Below are 18765 nucleotides of genomic sequence, written 5' to 3'. Positions count from 1 at the left end.
AGAGAACGAAGCAGGCGGGAGAGCAGCATGACCGAGTCGCAGTCGCAGCCGGCGGCGCACGAGCCGGAGCACCCCCGGCAGGAGGGCGGCGGGCCCGCCGGCCCGCCGGCCGCGACCGCACCCTCGCGGCGTGCCGTCCTGGGCTGGGGCGGGGCCGGGCTCGCGCTCGGCGCCGCCACGGCCGGCGGCGCGGCGGCGGCCTTCGGCGGCGGGTCGGACATGGTCTCGGCCGCCGCGGCCGGGGGCGCCGTGCCCTTCCACGGCGAGCACCAGGCCGGCATCGCGAGCGCCGTGCAGGACCGCCTCCACTTCGCGGCCTTCGACGTGAAGACGAAGAGCCGCGAGGAGCTGATCCAGCTCCTCAAGGAGTGGACCGAGGCGGCCCGCCGCATGACGGCCGGCCGGCCGGTCGGCGAGGGCGGCTTCGGCGGCCTCCCTGAGGCCCCGCCGGACGACACGGGCGAGGCGCTGGGCCTGAAGGCCTCCCGCCTCACCCTGACCGTCGGCTTCGGTCCGGGCCTGTTCGCCAAGGACCGGTTCGGCCTGGAGGGCAAGCGCCCCGAGGCGCTGATCGACCTGGAGCTGTTCCCCGGCGACAACCTGGACCCGGCCCGCTCCGGCGGCGACCTGTGCGTCCAGGCCTGCGCCGACGACCCGCAGGTCGCCGTGCACGCCATCCGCCAGCTCGCCCGCATCGGCTTCGGCAAGACGGCGGTGCGCTGGTCCCAGCTGGGCTTCGGCAAGACCTCGTCGACCACGCCCGAAGAGCAGACCCCGCGCAACATGATGGGCTTCAAGGACGGCACCCGGAACATCTCGGGCACCGACGAGGCGGCCCTGGAGAAGCACGTGTGGGTCGGCGCGGGCGACGGCAGCGACTGGATGACCGGCGGCTCCTACCTGGTGGCCCGGCGGATCCGGATGAACATCGAGATCTGGGACCGCACCCCCCTGGGCGAGCAGGAGGACATCTTCGGCCGCGACAAGGGCGAGGGTGCCCCCGTCGGCAAGTCCAAGGAGCGCGACGAACCGTTCCTGAAGGCCATGAAGCCGGAGGCGCATGTCCGTCTGGCGCACCCGGACACCAACGACGGTGCGACGATCCTGCGCCGCGGCTACTCCTTCACCGACGGCACGGACGGTCTCGGCCGCCTCGACGCGGGCCTGTTCTTCCTCGCCTACCAGCGCGACGTCCGCAAGGGTTTCGTCCCGATCCAGCGCAGCCTGGCGAAGGCCGACGTCCTCAACGAGTACATCCAGCACGTGGGTTCGGCGATATTCGCCGTCCCGCCGGGCGTTCGCGACAAGGACGACTGGTGGGGCCGGACGCTGTTCGCGTAGTCCCCGTCGTAGAGCCTGGAGAGGAACCACCGCCGTGTTCGGCAATTATCTGATCGGCCTGCGCGAGGGGCTGGAGGCCAGCCTGGTCGTCTGCATCCTCGTCGCGTACCTGGTGAAGACGGAACGCCGGGACGCCCTGCGTCCCGTGTGGATCGGCATCGGGATCGCCTGCGCGCTCTCGCTCGTCTTCGGCGCGATGCTCGAATTCGGCAGCCAGGAGCTGACCTTCGAGGCGCAGGAGCTCCTCGGCGGCAGCCTCTCCATCGTCTCGGTGGGCCTGGTGACGTGGATGGTCTTCTGGATGAAGCGCACCGCGCGGCATCTGAAGGCCGAGCTGCAGGGCAAGCTCGACACGGCCCTCGCCATGGGCACCGGCGCGCTGGTCGCCACCGCCTTCCTGGCCGTCGGCCGCGAGGGCCTGGAGACCGCGCTGTTCGTGTGGACGTCGGTACGGGCCAGCGGCGAGGGCTCCTCGGCCCCGCTGATCGGCGTACTGCTGGGCATCGCCACGGCGATCGTGCTGGGCTGGCTCTTCTACCGGGGCGCCCTGAAGATCAATCTGGCGAAGTTCTTCAAGTGGACCGGCGCCATGCTGGTGGTCGTGGCCGCGGGCGTGCTCGCGTACGGGGTCCACGACCTGCAGGAGGCCCGCTTCCTGGGCGGCCTGGGCGACAAGGCCTTCGACGTCTCCGAGACGGTCCCGCCGGACAGCTGGTACGGGACGCTGCTCAAGGGCGTCTTCAACTTCCAGCCGGACCCCACCGTCCTGCAGCTCACGGTGTGGACGCTGTACCTGGTCCCCGTGCTGGTGCTCTTCCTCGTCGACCGCAGCCGCCCGGCGAGCCCGAAGAAGCAGCCGGCGGACGCCGCACCCGCGAGCTGACCGCTCACCACAGCCTGTCGGTGTGTCCGGGGTGGAGCGGTACGCGGACTCCGGTGAAGGCCGCGCGGTCCCGGCCCGGGTCGTCCGTGAAGAAGGCCGCCAGCACCACCTTGTCGAAGCCGGGGGCGTCGGTGGCGAGCGGCTCCGGATCCCCGGGGGCGTCGCCCAGCAGCACCGTGCCGGGCAGCTGCGCGAAGCCGGCCGCCTCGTAGAACGGCGCCAGCGGGCGGTCGCAGCTGAACAGCGCGAGGTCCACGGCCCGGTCCGCCGCGAGCTCGGCGCGGGCCGCCGCCACCAGACGGGCCCCGTGTCCCCGGCCGCGCAGCGCGGGCCGGGTCACGACCGCGCTCAGGCCGGCCGCCCGGTAGGTCCGCCCCGCGAGCCGGACCTCCTTGAACAGCAGCGCCAGCGAGGCGGCCACGGTGCCGTCGGGGGCCAGCAGGAGCAGGGCGCGCGGAGCCAGGGCCGGATCGTGCCCCGACCCGGCCCCCGGCCAGACCGCGTCCTCCAGCTCCGCGACCTCCCGCGCCAGCCCTGCGGGCAGCTCCGCCTCGGCGCATACAACCACCCTCATGGACGAGCCTCCTTGCTCGACCGCAGCACCGCCGCCTGGGGCTGAGCCCCAGCAAGCCGACCCGCACGGGCCCGGGTGGGGGTCACGGGATGCGGACGCCCTCGCCGCCGACCCTGACCCGGGGGTCACCCGTGCGCAGTTCGACCGTGAGCACCCCCGGTCGGCCCATGTCCTCGCCCTGGTGGAGGGTGAGCACGGCGTCCGCCGGGACCAGCCCGAGCTCCCGGGCGTACGCGCCGAACGCAGCCGCGGCGGCCCCCGTGGCCGGGTCCTCGACGACGCCGCCGACCGGGAAGGGGTCCCGTACGTGGAACTCCGCGGGGCCCGCCCGGTGCACCAGCTGGACCGTGGTGAGGTCCAGGCGCCGCATCAGGGCCTCCAGCCGGGCGAAGTCGTAGGCGAGGTCCGCGAGCCGGGCCCGGGTGGCGGCGCCGAGCACGAGGTGGCGGGCTCCGGCGTAGGCGATCCGGGGCGGGAACACCGGGTCCAGGTCCCCCACCGGCCAGTCCAGCGCGGCCAGCGCCTCGGCGAGGTCGGCCGCGCCGATCTCCTCGACGTGCGGCTCGACGCTGGTCAGCGTGGCCCGCAGCCGCCCGCCCTCCCCGGCGGTGACGGACACCGGCACGGCGCCCGCCCGCGTCGCGAGGAGCAGCTCCCCCGGCCCGATCCGCTCCGCCAGTGCCACGGCCGTGGCCACGGTGGCGTGCCCGCAGAAGGGGACCTCCGCCTTCGGGCTGAAGTAGCGCACGGTGAAGGACCGGCCCGCCGGGCCGCCGAGTCCCTCGGGCGGGGCGGTCAGGAAGGCCGTCTCGCTGTACCCCAGCCGGGCGGCGATCGCGAGCATCGCGCCGTCGTCCAGCCCGGCCGCGTCGAGCACGACCCCGGCGGGGTTGCCGCCGTCGGGGTCGTGGGAGAAGGCGGTGTAGCGCAGTACCTCGGTGTCGGTCATGCAGCCATGATCGTCCGGAGTGCCGTGCGGGGTCCAGGCCTTTCGTGCCGGACGGGATGGACACCCCACGGCGGGGTACGAGCGGGGCGACCTGCACGCACCGCGAGAACGGGGACGACGATGACCGAGCACCCTGACGAGGCCGCCGTGGAGGCCGCGCACGAGCCGCACGACCCGGCTCGGGGAGAGCGCGCCGCCGTCGACCGGGTCCGGGCCGAGGCCGTCGGCATGGGGCACCACCAGGCGGAGGCCGCACTGGAGGCGGCGTCCGCGGAGGGCGCCGACCCGGCCGTCGTCGCCGAGTGGGAGCGCATCGAGGAGCACCTGGCCGCGCACCGGGGCCCGTACGCCCCGGACGCCGACCCGTTCCTCCAGGGCCTGCTCGCGGCTCGTACCCGGCACGGGACCGACTAGGTCCTGCCCGCCCGGAGCCGGGACGGGGCCCAGGGCCCGCCCTACCCCCGCCCGATGTACGGCATCGACGTCGCCATCACCGTCGCGAACTGCACGTTGGCCTCCAGCGGGAGCTCCGCCATGTGCAGGACCGTGCGGGCCACGTCCGCGGCGTCCATCACCGGTTCGACGGCGAGCTGTCCGTTGGCCTGCAGGATGCCGGTCTGCATCCGCTCGGTCATCTCGGTCGCCGCGTTGCCGATGTCGATCTGGCCGCAGGCGATCCGGTGCGGACGCCCGTCCAGCGACAGGGACTTCGTCAGGCCCGTCATCGCGTGCTTGGTGGCCGTGTAGGCGATGGAGTTCGGGCGCGGCACGTGTGCCGAGATGGAGCCGTTGTTGATGATGCGGCCGCCCTGCGGGTCCTGCTGCTTCATCTGCCGGAAGGCGGCCTGTGCGCACAGGAAGGCGCCGGTCAGGTTGACGTCCACGACGGAGCGCCAGGCCTCGTAGGTGATGTCCTCCAGCGGAACCCCGCCGGGCCCGAAGGTGCCCGCGTTGTTGAAGAGCAGGTCGAGGCGCCCGTACCGGGCTCGCACTGACTCGAACAGCGCAGTCACGTCGTCCGGGTGGCTCACGTCCGCCCGGACGACGTGCACGTCGGCGTCGGCGCCGGCCGCTGCGGCGGTCTCCTGCAGCGGCTCGGTCCGGCGGCCCGCGACGGCCACGGACCAGCCCGCCGCGGCCAGGGTCAGCGCCACGGAGCGGCCGATTCCGGAGCCGGCGCCCGTCACCAGGGCGATCTTCTTCGTACTTTCGTCCATGGGGCCGCAGGTTACGTCACACGGCGGCCCGGTCCCCGGACGTTCCGATTGCTGAGAGCATGGGTCGGTCAGGGGTGCGTAAAGCAGATGAGAAGACTGGAGTTCCGCATGTCGGAGAGAGGCCCCGCGACGGCCGCCTCGCACGACTCGTCGCCCGAATCGCCCTCCGCCCCCGCCACGACGAAGCCCCTGACGGCAGCGCGCCGCACGGGCCTGCTCGTCACCTTCATACTCGGCGGGCTCACCGCCCTCCCCCCGCTGTCCATGGACATGTACCTGCCGGCCCTGCCGCAGGTCACCGATGCCCTGAACAGCCCCGCCGCGACCATCCAGCTCACCCTCACGGCCTGCCTCGCCGGCATGGCCCTGGGCCAGCTCGTCATCGGCCCGATGAGCGACAAGTGGGGCCGCCGCCGCCCCCTGCTCGCCGGCATGGTCGTCTACGTCCTGGCCACCGCGATCTGCGCCCTCGCGCCGACCGCCGAGCTGCTGATCTCCTTCCGGCTGCTCCAGGGCCTGGCCGGCGCGGCCGCGATCGTCATCGCACGGGCCGTCGTACGCGACCTGTACGACGGCGACGAGATGGCCCGCTTCTTCTCCACCCTGATGCTCATATCCGGGGCCGCCCCGATCATCGCCCCGCTCATCGGCGGCCAGGTGCTGCGCTTCGCCGACTGGCGCGGGGTCTTCGTCGTCCTCACCGGCGTCGGCACGGTGCTCACCGTGATGGTCTGGCGCAGCCTCGGCGAGACCCTGCCGCCCGAGCGGCGGCACACCGGCGGCGTCGGCTCCGCCCTGCGGACCATGCGCGGACTGCTCGGCGACCGCGTCTTCACCGGCTACACCCTGACCGGCGGCTTCTCCTTCGCCGCCCTCTTCTCGTACATCTCCGCCTCCCCGTTCGTGGTGCAGGAGATCTACGGGGCTTCGCCCCAGGCCTTCGCCCTGCTCTTCGGCCTCAACTCCGTCGGCCTGATCCTCGTCGGCCAGATCAACGGCAAGCTGCTGGTCGGCCGGGTCAGCCTGGACAAGGTCCTGGCCGTCGGACTCGGGACCGTCATGGCCGCCACGGTGGCCCTGCTGCTGATGTCGACGGGCGTGTTCGGGGAGGTCGGGCTGACCCCGATCGCCGCCGCGCTGTTCGTCCTGATGTCGGCGATGGGCGTGGTCCTGCCGAACACCAACGCCCAGGCCCTGATGCGCACCCCGCACGCGGCCGGATCGGCGTCCGCGCTGCTCGGCACCTCCTCCTTCCTGATCGGCGCGATCGCCTCGCCGCTGGTGGGAATCGCGGGTGAGGACACGGCCGTCCCGATGGCCCTGGTGCAACTGGTGTGCGCCGTCCTGGCCCTGACCGCCTTCCTGGGCCTCTGCCGCCCGTGGCAATCCAGCCCCGCCGCCGACTCCAGCCTCGCCGACGCTTGAGGCGCGGGGGTCCGGGGGCGGAGGCGTCACGGTCGCGACATAGACTTCGCAGGTGAACGCCTCCGCCCCCACCACCGCCGAGACCCTCCGCAGCACGCTCGGCGGGCTGCTCGACGGGCTCCCGCCGAAGCAGGCCGCGGCCGCCGTCGAGCGGCTCATCGCCAGCTACCGGGGGCAGACCCCGACCGACGCGCCCGTACTGCGCGACCGCTCCGACGTGGCGGCGTACGCGGCGTACCGGATGCCGGCCACCTTCGAGGCCGTACGGGCCGCCCTGGACGGGCTGGCCGAGGCGGCGCCGGGCTGGGCGCCGGGCTCGCACGTGGACGTGGGCGGCGGCACGGGCGCCGCGACCTGGGCGGTGGACGCCACCTGGGACGGCCCGCGGGAGACCACGGTGCTGGACTGGGCGGAGCCGGCGCTGAAGCTCGGCCAGGAGCTGGCGCGGGCCTCCGCCTCGCCGGTGCTCCGCGCGGCGCACTGGCGGCGGGCCGTCATCGGCTCCGGGCTGTCCCTGCCCGACGCCGACCTGGTGACGGTCTCGTACGTGCTGGGCGAGCTGACCCCGCAGGCCCGTACGGCGGTCGTCGCCGAGGCGGCGCGGGCCGGGCAGGCGGTGGTGCTGATCGAGCCGGGCACGCCGGAGGGCTACCTGCGCATCCGCGAGGCCCGCGACCAGCTGATCGCCGCCGGGCTGCGGGTCGCCGCCCCGTGCCCGCACGACGGGACCTGTCCGATCGAGATCGGCCAGGACTGGTGCCACTTCTCGGCCCGGGTCAGCCGGTCCTCCCTGCACCGGAAGGTCAAGGGCGGCTCGCTCCCGTACGAGGACGAGAAGTTCAGCTACGTCGCCGCGACCCGCTTCGCGGTGGAGCCGACCGCCTTCCGGATCACGCGCAGGCCGCAGATCCGGAAGGGGCTCGTCCTGCTGGAACTGTGCGGCCCCGAAGGCGAGGGCCTGACCCGGGTCAACGTGACCAGACGCCACGGCGACCTCTACAAGGCGGCGCGGGACGCCGACTGGGGCCAGGCCTGGCCGCCGCCCTCCGAGGAGGACTAGGGCCGCAGCTCCTGCGTGCAGCACTTCACGCTGCCGCCGCCCTTGAGCAGTTCGCCCAGGTCCATCGGGACCGGTTCGAACCCCCGGTCCCGCAGCGGCGCCAGCAGTCCGGTGGCCGCCTGCGGGAGCAGGACGTGCAGGCCGTCGGAGACCGCGTTCAGGCCGAGGGCGGCCGCGTCCCGGCCGTCCGCGATCAGGGCGTCCGGGAAGAGGCGCCTGAGCACGCCCCGGCTGCCGGGCGAGAAGGCGTCCGGGTAGTACATGACCTCGTCGCCGTCGAGCACGCTGAGCGCCGTGTCCAGGTGGTAGTAGCGCGGGTCCACCAGGTCGAGGCCGATGACGGGGCGGCCGAAGAACTCCTGGGCCTCGTCGTGCGAGAGGGGGCTGGAGCGGAAGCCCCGGCCGGCCAGGATGTAGCTGGCCGTGACCGCGAAGTCGCCCTCGCCCTCGTTGACGTGGGACGGCTCGTGGACGTCCTGGTAGCCGTGGCTGCGGAACCAGTCGAGGTGGATCTCGGCCTCGGCGGCCCGTTCCGGGTAGGCGAACCGGGCACCGAGCACCCGGCCGTCGACGACCAGGGCCCCGTTGGCCGCGAAGACCATGTCGGGCAGGCCGGGCTCGGGGACGAGGGTCTCGACGGTGTGGCCGAGGGCGCGGTAGCGGTCCCTCAGGTCTTCCCACTGGGCGTGTGCGAGGGGCAGGTCCACCGGTTTCGTGGGATCCATCCACGGGTTGATGGAGTACGTGACCTTGAAGTGTGCGGGTGGGCACATCAGGTAGCGCCGGGGTGTGGCGTCTCTGCGCAAAGAAGGCTCCTCACGACTTTCACGACTCGGGACGAGTACGGAAGAGAATCGTCTCTCCTCCCGCTGGACGACACAGTGAACTGACCGGGTGGTTTACGCAACCATAGGAAGACGAGACGTCTCGCTTTGATAGCTTCGGGCCATGACCAAGACCCCTGACGCCACCCGCCGCAGCGACCGCTCCCGGCGCGCCATCCTCGACGCCGCGCTCACCCTCGTCGGGGAGGTCGGCTACAACAAGCTGACCATCGAGGCCATCGCAGCCCGCGCGGGCGTCGGCAAGCAGACCATCTACCGCTGGTGGCCGTCGAAGGCCGCCGTCCTCCTCGACGCCTCGCTGGCCCTCGCCGGCGACGCGGAGACCGAGGGCGGGTGGACCGGCTTCCCCGACACCGGGGACCTCGCGGCCGACCTGAAGTCCGTACTGCGCGCCACGGTGGACGAGTTCAACGACGAGAAGTACGAGGCCCCCGCGCGCGCCCTGACGGCGGCCGGAGCCACCGACCCCGAACTCGGCGCCCGCTTCACCGAGCAGCTGCTCGAGCCGCAGCTCGCCCTGTACGAAGCCCGGTTGAAGACGGCCCGGGAGGCCGGCCAGCTCGCGCCGGACACCGATCTGCGGCTGACGGTGGAGATGCTGCTCGGGCCGCTGACGTACCGCTGGCTCATGCGCACCGCGCCCCTGACGCACGCTTACACCGACGCGCTGGTGGACCGGGTGCTGGGCGGGGTGGCCAACGTCACCGCCCGCTAGCCGGCCGGTGACCGGCAGCCACCCGAGAGCATTTGCCCTGATCGTGGGGGTATGTGGGGGTTGCCGGTCACCCCTCCCCGGCCCCCGCTCGTCAAGAGCGGTCACCCGGGGCGCAGGATGGTGGGACGATGTGAAGGTCCGCCGGGGATACGGTGAGGTGAGGGGATAGATGGGGTCTGAGTCCGGCCGCGTCAAACGCGGCGAGCAGAGCAGGATTTCCCAGTGGCTGCGCCGGCGGCAGAAACCCACCGCCGAGGACCCCGCACGAGAGCGTGAGGCGCTGCTCCTGGCCGTCGCCGCCGCCGGTCTGCCGCTCGCCCCCGCCGCCCATCCCGCCGGTTACCGATGTTCGTGCGACCGGATCGGCTGTCCGACGCCCGCACGGCACCCCATCTCCTTCGCCTGGCAGACCCAGTCGACCACCGACCGCGCCCAGGTCGAACGCTGGGCGCGCAACCAGCCCCAGGCCAACTTCATCACCGCGACCGGCATGGTCCACGACGTGCTCGACGTCCCGCTGGAAGCCGGCGCCGCCGCGCTGGCCCGCCTGCTGGAGGCCGGCATCGAGGTCGGCCCCGTCGCCGAGTCCGGCGGCACCGGCGAGCAGGCCCGGATGCTCTTCTTCACCGCCACCCGCGGCACCCCCGAGGACGAGGACGAGTGGTGGCCGTGCGAACTGGACTGCCACCCCGAGACGATGGACGAACACCCCGGCCTGCGCTGGCACTGCCGCGGCAGCTACGTCCTGGTCCCGCCGGCGGCCCTCCCCGGTGACCTGGCGGTGACCTGGCTGCGCGGCATGGAGCACCCCCTGCCGGACCCGCTCACGCTCCTCGAAACCCTGACGGACGCCTGCGCCACCTACGCGGGTACCGCCGATCGCCTCCCGGCCACGGTCGCCTGGCCCCTGGGCCACTAGGCCCGGCCTCGGGGCTCCGCCCCAGACCCACCAGACCCCGCCGGGCTCCGCCCGGACCCGCGCCTCAAACGCCGGCGGGGCTGAAACACCCAGCCCCGTCGGCGGCGCGTCAGTGGTGGATCTGCGTGACGACCACGTCGAGGGACCAGGCCTTGCCCGGCTTCGCGGGGGACTCGGCCTCCACCACGTAGCCCAGGTCCCGCAGGGCCGTCACCAGCTCCGTCGGCGCCGCGGGGGCGGGACCCGCGAGCAGGAGGTCACGCACCAGGCGACCCTTCGTCGCCTTGTTGAAGTGGCTCACCACCGACCGCTTCTCCACGCCGTCCACCATCTGCGAGTGCAGCACCCGCACGGTCGCCGTCCGCCCCGCCACCTCCCCCTTGGGCTTCCACGCGGCCGTGTACGCCGAGGACCGCAGGTCCAGGACCAGCCCCTCCCCCGCCGCCTCGGGCATGACGGAAGCCATCGGCTCCCGCCAGTACGCGCCGAGCGCGCCCAGCCCCGGCAGCTTCACGCCCATCGAGCATCGGTACGAGGGGATCCGGTCGGTGATCCGCACCGCACCCCACAGCCCCGAGAAGACGAGCAGCGCGTCCTCCGCGCGCTTGCGTGCCGCCGCGGGCAGGTCGGCCAGACCCAGCGCGTCGTACAGCACGCCCGTGTAGATCTCCCCCGCCGGGCGGGCCACCGCGGACCGCAGCTCCACGTTCTTCGCGACCTCTCCCCGCAGGCCCTCGCTCAGCCCCAGCACCTCGCGCGCCTTCGGCTCGTCCGCCGCGCACAGCTCGACCAGTTCCTCCAGCACCGCCGCACGGGCCGGGGCCAGACCGGGCAGCGACAGCGACTCCGGCTTCAGCGGTGCGCCGGAGCCGCCGGCGGCCTTTCCTTCGGACGGCGGCAGCAGCACGAGCACGGTGGTTCTCCTTCAATACGACACGGCGCAGGGGATGCGGCCCCCCGGCCAGGGTAGACGTCTCGCCGTGCCGTCCGGGCCGCCCGACCATAGGCTCAATCCATGCCACGCCGTCAGATGCACATGACCGGCGCAGACGGGGCTGCTCTGCGGGCCGCGCTGCGTGAACTGCGGACGGAGCTGGGAGTGCCCTCGGAGTTCCCGGCGGCGGTCCTCGCCGAGGCCGAGCACGCGGCCGCGCACCCCCGCCTCCCGGACCTGGACAGCACCGACATCCCCCTCTTCACCATCGACCCGCCGTCCTCCGTCGACCTCGACCAGGCCATGCACCTGGCGAAGCGCTCCTCCGGCGGCTACCGCGTCCACTACGCCATCGCCGACGTCGCCGCCTTCGTCACCCCCGGCGGCCCGCTCGACGCGGAGGCCCACCGCCGCGTCACCACCCTCTACTTCCCCGACGGGAGGGTCCCGCTGCACCCGGCCGTGTTTTCGGAGGACGCCGCCAGCCTGCTGCCCGACCGGACCCGCCCCGCGCTGCTGTGGCGCTTCGACCTGGACTCCGACGGTCGTGTGGAGACCGTCGACGTCCGGCGCGCCCTCGTCCGCAGCCGGGCCAAGCTCGACTACGACCGCGTCCAGAAGGCCATCGACACCGGCGCGGCGGAGGAGCCCCTCGCCCTCCTGGCGGACATCGGCCGGCTCCGCGAGGCCCTGGAGCAGGAGCGCGGCGGCATCTCGCTCAACGTGCCCGAGCAGGAGGTCGTCGAGCACGACGGCACGTACTCCCTGGCCTACCGCGCCCCGCTCCCCGCGGACGGCTGGAACGCGCAGATCTCCCTGATGACCGGCATGGCCGCGGCCGAACTGATGCTGGCCACCGGCACGGGCATCCTGCGGACCCTGCCCAACGCCCCCGACGGCGCGGTCGGCAAGCTCCGGCGGGCGGCGAAGGCCCTGCGGATCGACTGGCCGCACCACGTCCCGTACGCCGAACTCGTCCGCTCCCTCGACCCGCACCGCCCCGCCCACGCGGCCTTCCTCCAGGAGTGCACGGCCCTGCTGCGCGGCGCGGGCTACACCGTCTTCACCGGCGGCGACCGCCCCGACCCGGCGATCCACGCCGCGGTGGCGGTCCCGTACACCCACTGCACCGCGCCGCTGCGCCGCCTCGTGGACCGGTACACCGGCGAGCTGTGCGTGGCGGCGGTGGCCGGGGCCGAACCCCCGCCGTGGGCTGTGGCGGCCCTGGACACGCTCCCCCGGGAGATGGCGGAGGGCACCCGGCTGGCGAACACGGTCGAGCGGGAGTCCGTGGACCTCGTCGAGGCGGCCGTGCTCAAGGACCGCGTCGGCGAGACCTTCGAGGCCACGGTCATCGACGTCGACGACCGGGAGCCGCTGGTCGGCACCGTCCACCTGGAGGACCCGGCGGTCGTCGGACGCGTGAAGTCCACCACGCGGCCGCTCCCGCTGGGCGACCGCATCCGGGTCCGGCTGGCTGAGGCCGACCCCGGCTCGGCGAAGATCCTCTTCGCCCCGGCCTGACCGCTCCTACGCGGGCTGGCGCAGGGCGGCGACCAGTGCGCGCGGATCGTCGGCGTGGAAGCGGACGGTCCGCGCCTCGGCCGTGGCGCCGAGCGGGCGGGTGAAGGGGAGGGGCCGGTTCAGCTCCAGGGTCACCGTGGTCTGGCTGCCGACGATCAGATCGAGCACCCCGTCCTCGGACAGCGTGACCAGCCGGCCCTCGGGGTAACGGCGCTCCACCCGTACCGAGGCCACCGCGTCCGGCGGTACGGCGAGGTCGAAGAGGGCGCCGTAGCGGATCAGCAGGGACCCGTCCGGGCGGACCACGTGCGGCCGGGTGACGCAGGCGGCGTGCAGGGCGAGCACGATCAGGATCCCGTACACGTCGAGCACGAGCACCACCCGGTGGACCGCCGGCCAGGGAATGAGGAGGGCCAGGGCCACCGTCTCGACCACCGACACGAAGAGCATCCCGTACATCATGGCCGTCTGCGGTCCGGTGTACGCGGCGGCGAGATCACCGGGGCGCACCCCGTGCCGCCTGCGCACGATCCACCTCCCGAGGGCGGCGAGGGCGTGCAGCTCGTGCCGCAGCAGCCGCCGGACCTGGACCGGGACCACGGCGCGCACGGCCTCCCGGCCGGCCTCCCCGCGGCCGGCGCCGCGGGCACGTGCGGCGGAGTACAGCCCGCGCAGCACCCAGACCTCCAGCAGGACCACCCCGAGGACGAGGACCTCGGTGGCGGCCAGCGCCCACCCCGGCGGCCGGACCCCGGCCACCAGGCACACCACGAGCCCCAGCTCCGCCGGGACGACGGCGGTCACGCCGACCCGCGCCGCACGTATCACCCTCATCCCCTCCCCCTCTCCATGAACGCCTCCATGACCAGGCGTACGACCTCGGCCTGCGCGGGCGCGTACTCGGCGAGCAGCGCCTCCTTGAACCCGGGCACGACCACCCCGTCGGAGGGGATCGTGGCGAACACCTCGTCCGGGACGGCCGCCACGAGCTCCGCCGCCAGGGGCAGGATCCGCGGATCGTCCACGTCCGCGTCGGCGAGCGCGTCCAGCCGCTCGTACAGCACGAGCACCGCGGGATCGGCGGCCAGCGGGCCGAGCGCGTCGTAGAGCTCCCGGCCGCCCGTGCCCGACGCGTCGATCAGCGTCAGGTGCTCGCGGTCCATCGCGGCGGACGGCGAGGCCGTCGGCGGCGCCTTCGCCAGCAGTTCGGCGAGCGCGGGCGAGAGGGGCTCGCCCTCCCCCGGCCCGGCGGCGAGCAGCACCGCGAGCCGCCGGCGGCGCTCCACGATCTCGGCCTCCTGCCGGGCCAGGTCGGCGTCGAGCTCTCCGAGTACGTCGGCCAGTTCGCGCCCGGCGTCGTCCGCGAGGACGTCGCGCACCTCGTCGAGGCTGAGCCCGAGCTCGGTGAGGCGGCGTACGCGGGCGAGCAGGACCGCGTCGCGGACGCTGTAGGCCCGGTATCCGTTGGGGCGCCGCTCCGGCTCCGGGAGCAGCCCGACATGGTGGTAGTGCCGGATCGCCCGGGTGGTGACCCCGACGACCGCGGCGATCTCTCCGATCCGCATGAGCCCAGTAGAAACCCTGCCGTTGCGTCAAGGTCAAGCGCTGACACGTTGCAGGTAGCATGTCCACCACGGCAGACGAGTCGGCCGGGCGGCCGCGTCGGGATCCTCGGATCCCGCCGAGGAACGTCCGGGCTCCACAGGGCAGGGTGGTGGGTAACGCCCACCCGGGGTGACCCGCGGGACAGTGCCACAGAAAACAGACCGCCGGGGACTTCGGTCCTCGGTAAGGGTGAAACGGTGGTGTAAGAGACCACCAGCGCCTGAGGTGACTCAGGCGGCTAGGTAAACCCCACCCGGAGCAAGGTCAAGAGGATCCGTCCCCGGACGGGTCTGCGCGAACGATCGAGGGCTGCCCGCCCGAGTTCGCGGGTAGACCGCACGAGGCCGGTGGCAACACCGGTCCTAGATGGATGGCCGTCTCCCCGGCGACCGCGAGGTCACCGGGCGACAGAACCCGGCGTACAGGCCGGCTCGTCTGCCACTTCCGCCCCGAACCACTTTCACCGGTCCGGGGCGGTCCTGTTTCACTGCTCTGGCTGCGCCGCGCGTGCGGAGGCGGGCCGGATCCCCGCCGGAGCCGGTCGGCAGGCGCGGGCGGTTCCGGCAGGGCCGAGCCTCGTACGGACGGTTCCGCAGGGGCCGGGTGTGTGCCGGGGCGCTCCCCGCAGGGCGCCGAACGCAATCCCCTCGGCCCTCCGACCCCCCGCCACGTTCGGCGCCCGAGGAGACGCCCCGGCGCGCGCCCGGCCCCACCCGAACCGGCGAAGCCCGCCGCCCGGCCGGCAAGGCCGGTAGCACCCGACCCGCGAAGCCCGCCACCCCGACCCCGTGGCCGCCGCAGCCCGGCCGGCGAGGCCTACCGCAGGTGCGCGGTGTCGTTCAGGAGGCGGACCGAGGCGTTGCCGTCCGCGTAGTAGGCGACGGCCGAGAGGGAGGCCGCCGAGAGTTCCATGCGGAACAGCGCTTCGGGCGGGGCGCCCAGGGCGAGCCGGACCAGGATCTTGACCGGGGTCACGTGGGTGACCAGCAGGACCGTCCGGCCCGCGTGCGCGGCCAGCAGCCGGTCGCGGGTGGCCGAGATCCGGCGGGTGGCGGCGGTGAAGCTCTCGCCGCCGCCGGTGGGGGCCGCCCTCGGGGAGTCCAGCCAGGCCTGCAGATCGTCCGGGAAACGCTCCTGCACCTCGGCGAAGGTCAGGCCCTCCCAGGCGCCGAAGTCCACCTCGCGCAGCCCCTCCTCGACCGTGACCGTGAGGCCGAGGCGGTCGGCGACCGTCCGGGCCGTCTCGCGGCAGCGGCGCAGCGGGGAGCTGATGACCGTCTGGACGGTGCCGCGGGCGGCCAGTGCCTCGGCCACGGCGGTGGCCTGGCGGCGGCCGGCCGGGGACAGTTCGGGGTCGCTGCCCCCGCTGCCGGAGAAGCGCTTCTGCGGGGTGAGGGCGGTCTCGCCGTGCCGCAGCAGGACGAAGGTCGCAGGGGCCCCCATGTCGGGGCCCCAGCCCTGGCCTCCGGTGGGCGTGGCGGCCGTGGCGTTCCCGGCGCCGTGGGCAGGGGCGCGGGCCGGACCCGCGTCGGCCGCGGGGGCCCGGCCGGGCGCGAGCGCCACGGCTTCCCCGAACAGGGCGTCGGCGCCGCCCGCTCCGGCGCCGCCCGCGCGCGGGTCCGCGGCCTCGGCCGCACCGGCCCCGGCACTCGCGCCGGAGGCGGCTGCCAGGGCCGCGCGGACCGCCGCCGCTCCCTTGGCCGCATCCCCCGGAGGGCCCGACGGGGCCGCCAGGGTCCGGGCCGCCGAGGCGTCGAGGGCGGCCGTGGAGTCGGACGGCTCCCACTGCTTGCCGCGCTTGCCCGCGTCCATCGCCTCGTTGGCGAGCCGGTCCGCGTGCTTGTTCTTCTCGCGCGGGATCCACTCGTACGTGACCTGCGCGCGGGGCAGGATCTTCGCCGCCTCCGCCGCCAGGGGCTTCATGTCCGGGTGCTTGATCTTCCAGCGGCCCGACATCTGCTCGACGACGAGCTTGGAGTCCATCCGGACCAGGACCTGCGCGTCCGACGCGAGCTCGCGGGCGGCCTTGAGCCCGGCGATCAGGCCCTTGTACTCCGCCACGTTGTTCGTCGCGACGCCGATGTACTCCGCGCGCTCGGCCAGCGTCTCGCCCGTCGCCGGGTCGAGGACGACCGCGCCGTAGCCGGCGGGCCCCGGGTTGCCCCGGGACCCGCCGTCCGCCTCCACGACGAACCCGGCGAGCCTCTGCATCAGATGCCCGAGTCCGCCGTACGGACCAGGATGCGGCCGCAGTTCTCGTGACGTACGACCTGGTCGCGGGCGGCGGCCTTGATCTCGTTCACCTCGGCCATGTCCAGCTCGAGCCGGCAGCCCTCGCAGCGGCGCTGGTAGAGACGCGCGGCGCCGACCCCGCCCTGCTTGACGCGGATCTTCTCGTACAGGGCCATCAGGTCGGCCGGCATGGACGTGACGATGACCTCGCGGTCCTTGGTCACCTTCGCGGCCTCGGCGTCGATCTCGGTGGTGGCCGCGTCCCGGCGCGCGGTGGCGTCCGCCACCTTGGCCTCCAGGGCGGAGACGCGCTCGGTGAGCCCGGTGACGCGCTCCTGCGCGGCCTCCAGGCGCTCCATGACCTCCAGGACCACGTCCTCCAGGTCGCCCTGGCGCTTGGCGAGGGACACGACCTCGCTCTGCAGGTTCGCCAGGTCCCGGGCCGAGATGCCCACGCCGGAGTCCAGCCGCTGCTGGTCGCGGACCGCGCGCTGGCGCACCTGGTCGACGTCCTGCTCGGCCTTGGTCTGCTCGCGCGCGGTGTCGCTGGCCTGGGTCTGGGCGGCGACGAGCAGGTCGCGCTGCTGCGTCAGGTCCTTGGTGAGCGAGTCGAGCTCGGCGTGCTCGGGCAGCGACTTGCGCTTGTGGGCGAGCTGAGACAGCCGGACGTCCAGCGCCTGGACGTCGAGAAGTCGGATCTGGTCGGCGGGCTCGGCGTTCAGTTGGGGGCTCCAGGGATAGAAGGGTGTGTGACGGACGGCTCGTGCGCCGTCCAGGGGTCGGTGACCGTGCGCGAGACATGGGTGCGCAGACCCCAGCCCTTGCGCTCGGAGATCGCGTCGAGCTGCGCGGCGGCCTGCTCGCACCAGGGCCACTCCGTGGCCCAGTGGGCGGCGTCGACGAGGGCGAGCGGGCTCTGCTCGCGGGCCTCGGACACCGGGTGGTGGCGCAGGTCGGCGGTCAGGAAGGCGTCCACGCCCGCGGCCCTGACCTGCTCGAAGAGGCTGTCGCCGGAGCCTCCGCTGACGGCGACGGTACGGATGAGGGCGTCCGGGTCGCCCGCGAAGCGGATGCCCTGCGCGGTCTGCGGCAGCCAGGCGGCGGCGCGGGCCGCGAACTCGCGCAGGGTCTCGGGGTGGTCCAGTTCGCAGATCCGGCCGAGGCCGCGGCGGCCCTCGGGGTCGGTCGGGTCGGGCACCAGCGGGCCGGTGATCCGCAGGTCGAGGGCGCCGGCGAGGGCGTCGGAGACCCCGGGGTCGGCGGTGTCGGCGTTGGTGTGGGCGACGTGCAGCGCGATGTCGTTCTTGATCAGCGTGTGCACGACGCGGCCCTTGAAGGTGCCGGCCTCGACGGTGGTGGTGCCCCGCAGATAGAGGGGATGGTGGGTGACGATCAGGTCGGCGCCCAGCTTCACCGCCTCGTCGGCGATCTCCTGGACGGGGTCCACGGCGAACAGGACCCGGCCGACCTCGGCTTCGGGGTCGCCACAGACGGTTCCGACGGCATCCCACTGCTCGGCCCGCGAGGGGGGCCAGAGAGCGTCCAGCGCTGCGATGACTTCAGAGAGACGGGGCACGGGCCAAGGCTACCGTCCCCGTCCACACGACCCGCCCGGACTACGTGACCAGGAAGCCGCGCAGGTCGTCGAGGGCCTTGTCGGCGGCGGCCTCGTCCATGCGCTCCGGGCCGACTTCGACGGCGAGGTCCTCTGCCTGCTGGTTCTGCGGGCGCGGCAGGCCGGTGCCCTTGAGGATGGTGCCGATGAAGGAGGCCCCGGCGTACAGGCGGGTCTTACTCCTTGCCGCCCTGCGCGACGACCTTCCCAGAACTCCTGGGGCGGGGGCGAGGGCAAACCGAGGATCCGGTTAGGCATACCTCACTTCGCCCCACCCTAAACGCCCCGATATCGCACAGCACAATCGCCTCGTCCACCACAAACGAATCGCTGCCCGGACACCCGTTTGTGTGAAGCCGGGTTGGGGGTGTTGTTCGGCAGGAACCCCGAAAACTAGCTTCACCGCGGAGGTGACGCACGGGTACCGGGATCCCCCGCCGACGGATGGAGCCGATCTGCTGCTCCGCTCGTGGGCCGCCGGTACCAGCATCAGCCGACAGCACACATGTCGAGGTGAAGGAAGTTGGCTACGTTCCACGTAGGCGAGAAGACCCACCAGCCCGTGCTTCCGCAGCGGGCTGCTCTGGAATCCGAGTCAGCAGACACCCCCCGGATCGGGGACGAAACGGGACTCGGACGCCGCTCTGCGGCAACCGGCGTGGAACATGTGCGACTCGCCCACCGCGGCAGCCGGCTACGGGACGCGCTCACCCGGCGTGCCGCTTACCGCCGCGGCCGGCGTGCCCGCAACCTGGGCGATCGCGAGCCCCGCTTCTCCCATCGAACCCGAGGTGAGGACCGGCTCGCCCCCTCGCTGCGTCACCGCGTGGACACCACCACGTCGTGGACCACACGGCTCGCCCGCTGGGCACCCGGCACCACCGGGGTCCCCCTCGACATCGACCACGTCCACCCCCGCTCGCGGCG

General features: G+C 73.6%; 17 protein-coding genes, 1 other RNA gene and 3 pseudogenes. 10 read left to right on the top strand and 11 right to left on the bottom strand.

The genetic code is table 11. The features are described 5' to 3' along the window. Window positions 1-27 precede the first annotated feature (27 nt). Both efeB and efeU read left to right on the top strand, forming a co-directional pair. On the top strand, window positions 28-1341 hold the full coding sequence (gene efeB, locus RIU97_RS28120) for an iron uptake transporter deferrochelatase/peroxidase subunit (protein WP_404960374.1): 1314 nt from the start codon (window positions 28-30) through the stop codon (window positions 1339-1341). Between the two features lie 34 nt (window positions 1342-1375). Further along, a complete protein-coding gene (gene efeU / locus RIU97_RS28115; protein WP_404960373.1) occupies window positions 1376-2224 on the top strand; it encodes an iron uptake transporter permease EfeU in 849 nt (282 codons plus the stop codon). Between the two features lie 4 nt (window positions 2225-2228). Here the strand turns inward: efeU and RIU97_RS28110 are convergent, their stop codons facing one another. Continuing rightward, window positions 2229-2798: a GNAT family N-acetyltransferase gene (locus RIU97_RS28110; RefSeq protein WP_404960372.1), complete on the bottom strand. Its 570-nt coding sequence runs from the start codon at window positions 2796-2798 to the stop codon at window positions 2229-2231. An 82-nt stretch (window positions 2799-2880) separates the two neighbouring features. After that, window positions 2881-3747, bottom strand: a complete 867-nt coding sequence (locus RIU97_RS28105) for a PhzF family phenazine biosynthesis protein (protein ID WP_404960371.1) — start codon at window positions 3745-3747, stop codon at window positions 2881-2883. A gap of 120 nt (window positions 3748-3867) precedes the next feature. Here RIU97_RS28105 and RIU97_RS28100 point away from each other — a divergent pair, with 120 nt between their 5' ends. Continuing rightward, a complete protein-coding gene (locus tag RIU97_RS28100) occupies window positions 3868-4161 on the top strand; it encodes a hypothetical protein (protein ID WP_404960370.1) in 294 nt (97 codons plus the stop codon). Window positions 4162-4202: 41 nt separating this feature from the next. Here the strand turns inward: RIU97_RS28100 and RIU97_RS28095 are convergent, their stop codons facing one another. Continuing rightward, a complete protein-coding gene (locus RIU97_RS28095; protein WP_404960369.1) occupies window positions 4203-4964 on the bottom strand; it encodes an SDR family oxidoreductase in 762 nt (253 codons plus the stop codon). A gap of 108 nt (window positions 4965-5072) precedes the next feature. Here RIU97_RS28095 and RIU97_RS28090 point away from each other — a divergent pair, with 108 nt between their 5' ends. Together RIU97_RS28090 and RIU97_RS28085 are read left to right on the top strand one after the other, a co-directional pair. Then, window positions 5073-6389 carry a Bcr/CflA family multidrug efflux MFS transporter gene (locus tag RIU97_RS28090; RefSeq protein WP_404960368.1) on the top strand — a complete coding sequence of 439 codons (1317 nt, stop codon included), beginning with the start codon at window positions 5073-5075 and terminating at the stop codon, window positions 6387-6389. Window positions 6390-6441: 52 nt separating this feature from the next. Beyond that, on the top strand, window positions 6442-7449 hold the full coding sequence (locus RIU97_RS28085) for a small ribosomal subunit Rsm22 family protein (protein ID WP_404960367.1): 1008 nt from the start codon (window positions 6442-6444) through the stop codon (window positions 7447-7449). Here RIU97_RS28085 and ddaH read toward each other — a convergent pair. Further along, window positions 7446-8300, bottom strand: a pseudogene (gene ddaH, locus RIU97_RS28080) (dimethylargininase); the annotation flags it as partial. The gene RIU97_RS28085 and the pseudogene ddaH sit on opposite strands and share 4 nt — an antisense overlap. Before the next feature lie 97 nt (window positions 8301-8397). On the opposite strand from ddaH, the gene RIU97_RS28075 reads away from it, so the two are divergent. After that, window positions 8398-9009 (top strand): TetR/AcrR family transcriptional regulator, encoded by a 612-nt coding sequence (locus RIU97_RS28075; protein WP_327413684.1) that lies wholly within the window; start codon window positions 8398-8400, stop codon window positions 9007-9009. Between the two features lie 169 nt (window positions 9010-9178). Further along, window positions 9179-9928 (top strand): bifunctional DNA primase/polymerase, encoded by a 750-nt coding sequence (locus RIU97_RS28070; protein ID WP_404960366.1) that lies wholly within the window; start codon window positions 9179-9181, stop codon window positions 9926-9928. A gap of 109 nt (window positions 9929-10037) precedes the next feature. On the opposite strand, the gene yaaA is transcribed toward RIU97_RS28070, so the two are convergent. Further along, complete coding sequence (gene yaaA, locus RIU97_RS28065) at window positions 10038-10841, bottom strand: peroxide stress protein YaaA (protein ID WP_404960365.1); 804 nt, start codon at window positions 10839-10841, stop codon at window positions 10038-10040. A gap of 102 nt (window positions 10842-10943) precedes the next feature. Here yaaA and RIU97_RS28060 point away from each other — a divergent pair, with 102 nt between their 5' ends. Beyond that, window positions 10944-12386 carry an RNB domain-containing ribonuclease gene (locus RIU97_RS28060; RefSeq protein WP_404960364.1) on the top strand — a complete coding sequence of 481 codons (1443 nt, stop codon included), beginning with the start codon at window positions 10944-10946 and terminating at the stop codon, window positions 12384-12386. Window positions 12387-12392: 6 nt separating this feature from the next. Here the strand turns inward: RIU97_RS28060 and RIU97_RS28055 are convergent, their stop codons facing one another. Next, complete coding sequence (locus tag RIU97_RS28055; RefSeq protein ID WP_404960363.1) at window positions 12393-13220, bottom strand: hypothetical protein; 828 nt, start codon at window positions 13218-13220, stop codon at window positions 12393-12395. Continuing rightward, window positions 13217-13951 carry a MerR family transcriptional regulator gene (locus tag RIU97_RS28050; protein WP_404960362.1) on the bottom strand — a complete coding sequence of 245 codons (735 nt, stop codon included), beginning with the start codon at window positions 13949-13951 and terminating at the stop codon, window positions 13217-13219. Before RIU97_RS28050 ends, RIU97_RS28055 begins: the two co-directional genes overlap by 4 nt. A gap of 76 nt (window positions 13952-14027) precedes the next feature. On the opposite strand from RIU97_RS28050, the gene rnpB reads away from it, so the two are divergent. Beyond that, an RNA gene (rnpB, locus tag RIU97_RS28045) (RNase P RNA component class A) lies at window positions 14028-14429 on the top strand. A gap of 378 nt (window positions 14430-14807) precedes the next feature. On the opposite strand, the gene RIU97_RS28040 is transcribed toward rnpB, so the two are convergent. From RIU97_RS28040 to RIU97_RS28025, 4 genes and pseudogenes are all read right to left on the bottom strand, one after another. Next, window positions 14808-16202, bottom strand: coding sequence for a bifunctional RNase H/acid phosphatase (locus tag RIU97_RS28040; protein ID WP_404960361.1), 1395 nt, complete (start codon window positions 16200-16202; stop codon window positions 14808-14810). Continuing rightward, window positions 16202-16945 (bottom strand): zinc ribbon domain-containing protein, encoded by a 744-nt coding sequence (locus tag RIU97_RS28035; protein ID WP_404962964.1) that lies wholly within the window; start codon window positions 16943-16945, stop codon window positions 16202-16204. The genes RIU97_RS28040 and RIU97_RS28035 overlap by 1 nt, the downstream gene beginning before the upstream one ends. Beyond that, on the bottom strand, window positions 16942-17799 hold the full coding sequence (locus RIU97_RS28030) for a Nif3-like dinuclear metal center hexameric protein (RefSeq protein ID WP_404960360.1): 858 nt from the start codon (window positions 17797-17799) through the stop codon (window positions 16942-16944). The genes RIU97_RS28035 and RIU97_RS28030 overlap by 4 nt, the downstream gene beginning before the upstream one ends. Window positions 17800-17878: 79 nt before the next feature. Next, window positions 17879-18016, bottom strand: a pseudogene (locus RIU97_RS28025) (iron-siderophore ABC transporter substrate-binding protein); the annotation flags it as partial. Window positions 18017-18400: 384 nt separating this feature from the next. Here RIU97_RS28025 and RIU97_RS28020 point away from each other — a divergent pair. Beyond that, window positions 18401-18700, top strand: a pseudogene (locus RIU97_RS28020) (RRXRR domain-containing protein); the annotation flags it as partial. Window positions 18701-18765 lie beyond the last annotated feature (65 nt).

Origin of the sequence: Streptomyces sp. 147326, from assembly GCF_045000215.1 — a bacterium.
Lineage (GTDB): Bacteria > Actinomycetota > Actinomycetes > Streptomycetales > Streptomycetaceae > Streptomyces.
This window is presented reverse-complemented; position numbering and strand designations above follow the sequence as displayed.

Excerpts from the sequence above, each read along its gene's own strand:
- RIU97_RS28040 (WP_404960361.1), bottom strand. The coding sequence starts at position 16,202 with ATGCAGAGGCTCGCCGGGTTCGTCGTGGAGGCGGACGGCGGGTCCCGG.
- RIU97_RS28050 (WP_404960362.1), bottom strand. The coding sequence starts at position 13,951 with ATGCGGATCGGAGAGATCGCCGCGGTCGTCGGGGTCACCACCCGGGCG.
- RIU97_RS28105 (WP_404960371.1), bottom strand. The coding sequence starts at position 3,747 with ATGACCGACACCGAGGTACTGCGCTACACCGCCTTCTCCCACGACCCC.
- RIU97_RS28100 (WP_404960370.1), top strand. The coding sequence starts at position 3,868 with ATGACCGAGCACCCTGACGAGGCCGCCGTGGAGGCCGCGCACGAGCCG.
- RIU97_RS28075 (WP_327413684.1), top strand. The coding sequence starts at position 8,398 with ATGACCAAGACCCCTGACGCCACCCGCCGCAGCGACCGCTCCCGGCGC.
- RIU97_RS28070 (WP_404960366.1), top strand. The coding sequence starts at position 9,179 with ATGGGGTCTGAGTCCGGCCGCGTCAAACGCGGCGAGCAGAGCAGGATT.
- RIU97_RS28095 (WP_404960369.1), bottom strand. The coding sequence starts at position 4,964 with ATGGACGAAAGTACGAAGAAGATCGCCCTGGTGACGGGCGCCGGCTCC.
- efeB (WP_404960374.1), top strand. The coding sequence starts at position 28 with ATGACCGAGTCGCAGTCGCAGCCGGCGGCGCACGAGCCGGAGCACCCC.
- RIU97_RS28090 (WP_404960368.1), top strand. The coding sequence starts at position 5,073 with ATGTCGGAGAGAGGCCCCGCGACGGCCGCCTCGCACGACTCGTCGCCC.
- RIU97_RS28055 (WP_404960363.1), bottom strand. The coding sequence starts at position 13,220 with ATGAGGGTGATACGTGCGGCGCGGGTCGGCGTGACCGCCGTCGTCCCG.
- RIU97_RS28110 (WP_404960372.1), bottom strand. The coding sequence starts at position 2,798 with ATGAGGGTGGTTGTATGCGCCGAGGCGGAGCTGCCCGCAGGGCTGGCG.
- RIU97_RS28060 (WP_404960364.1), top strand. The coding sequence starts at position 10,944 with ATGCCACGCCGTCAGATGCACATGACCGGCGCAGACGGGGCTGCTCTG.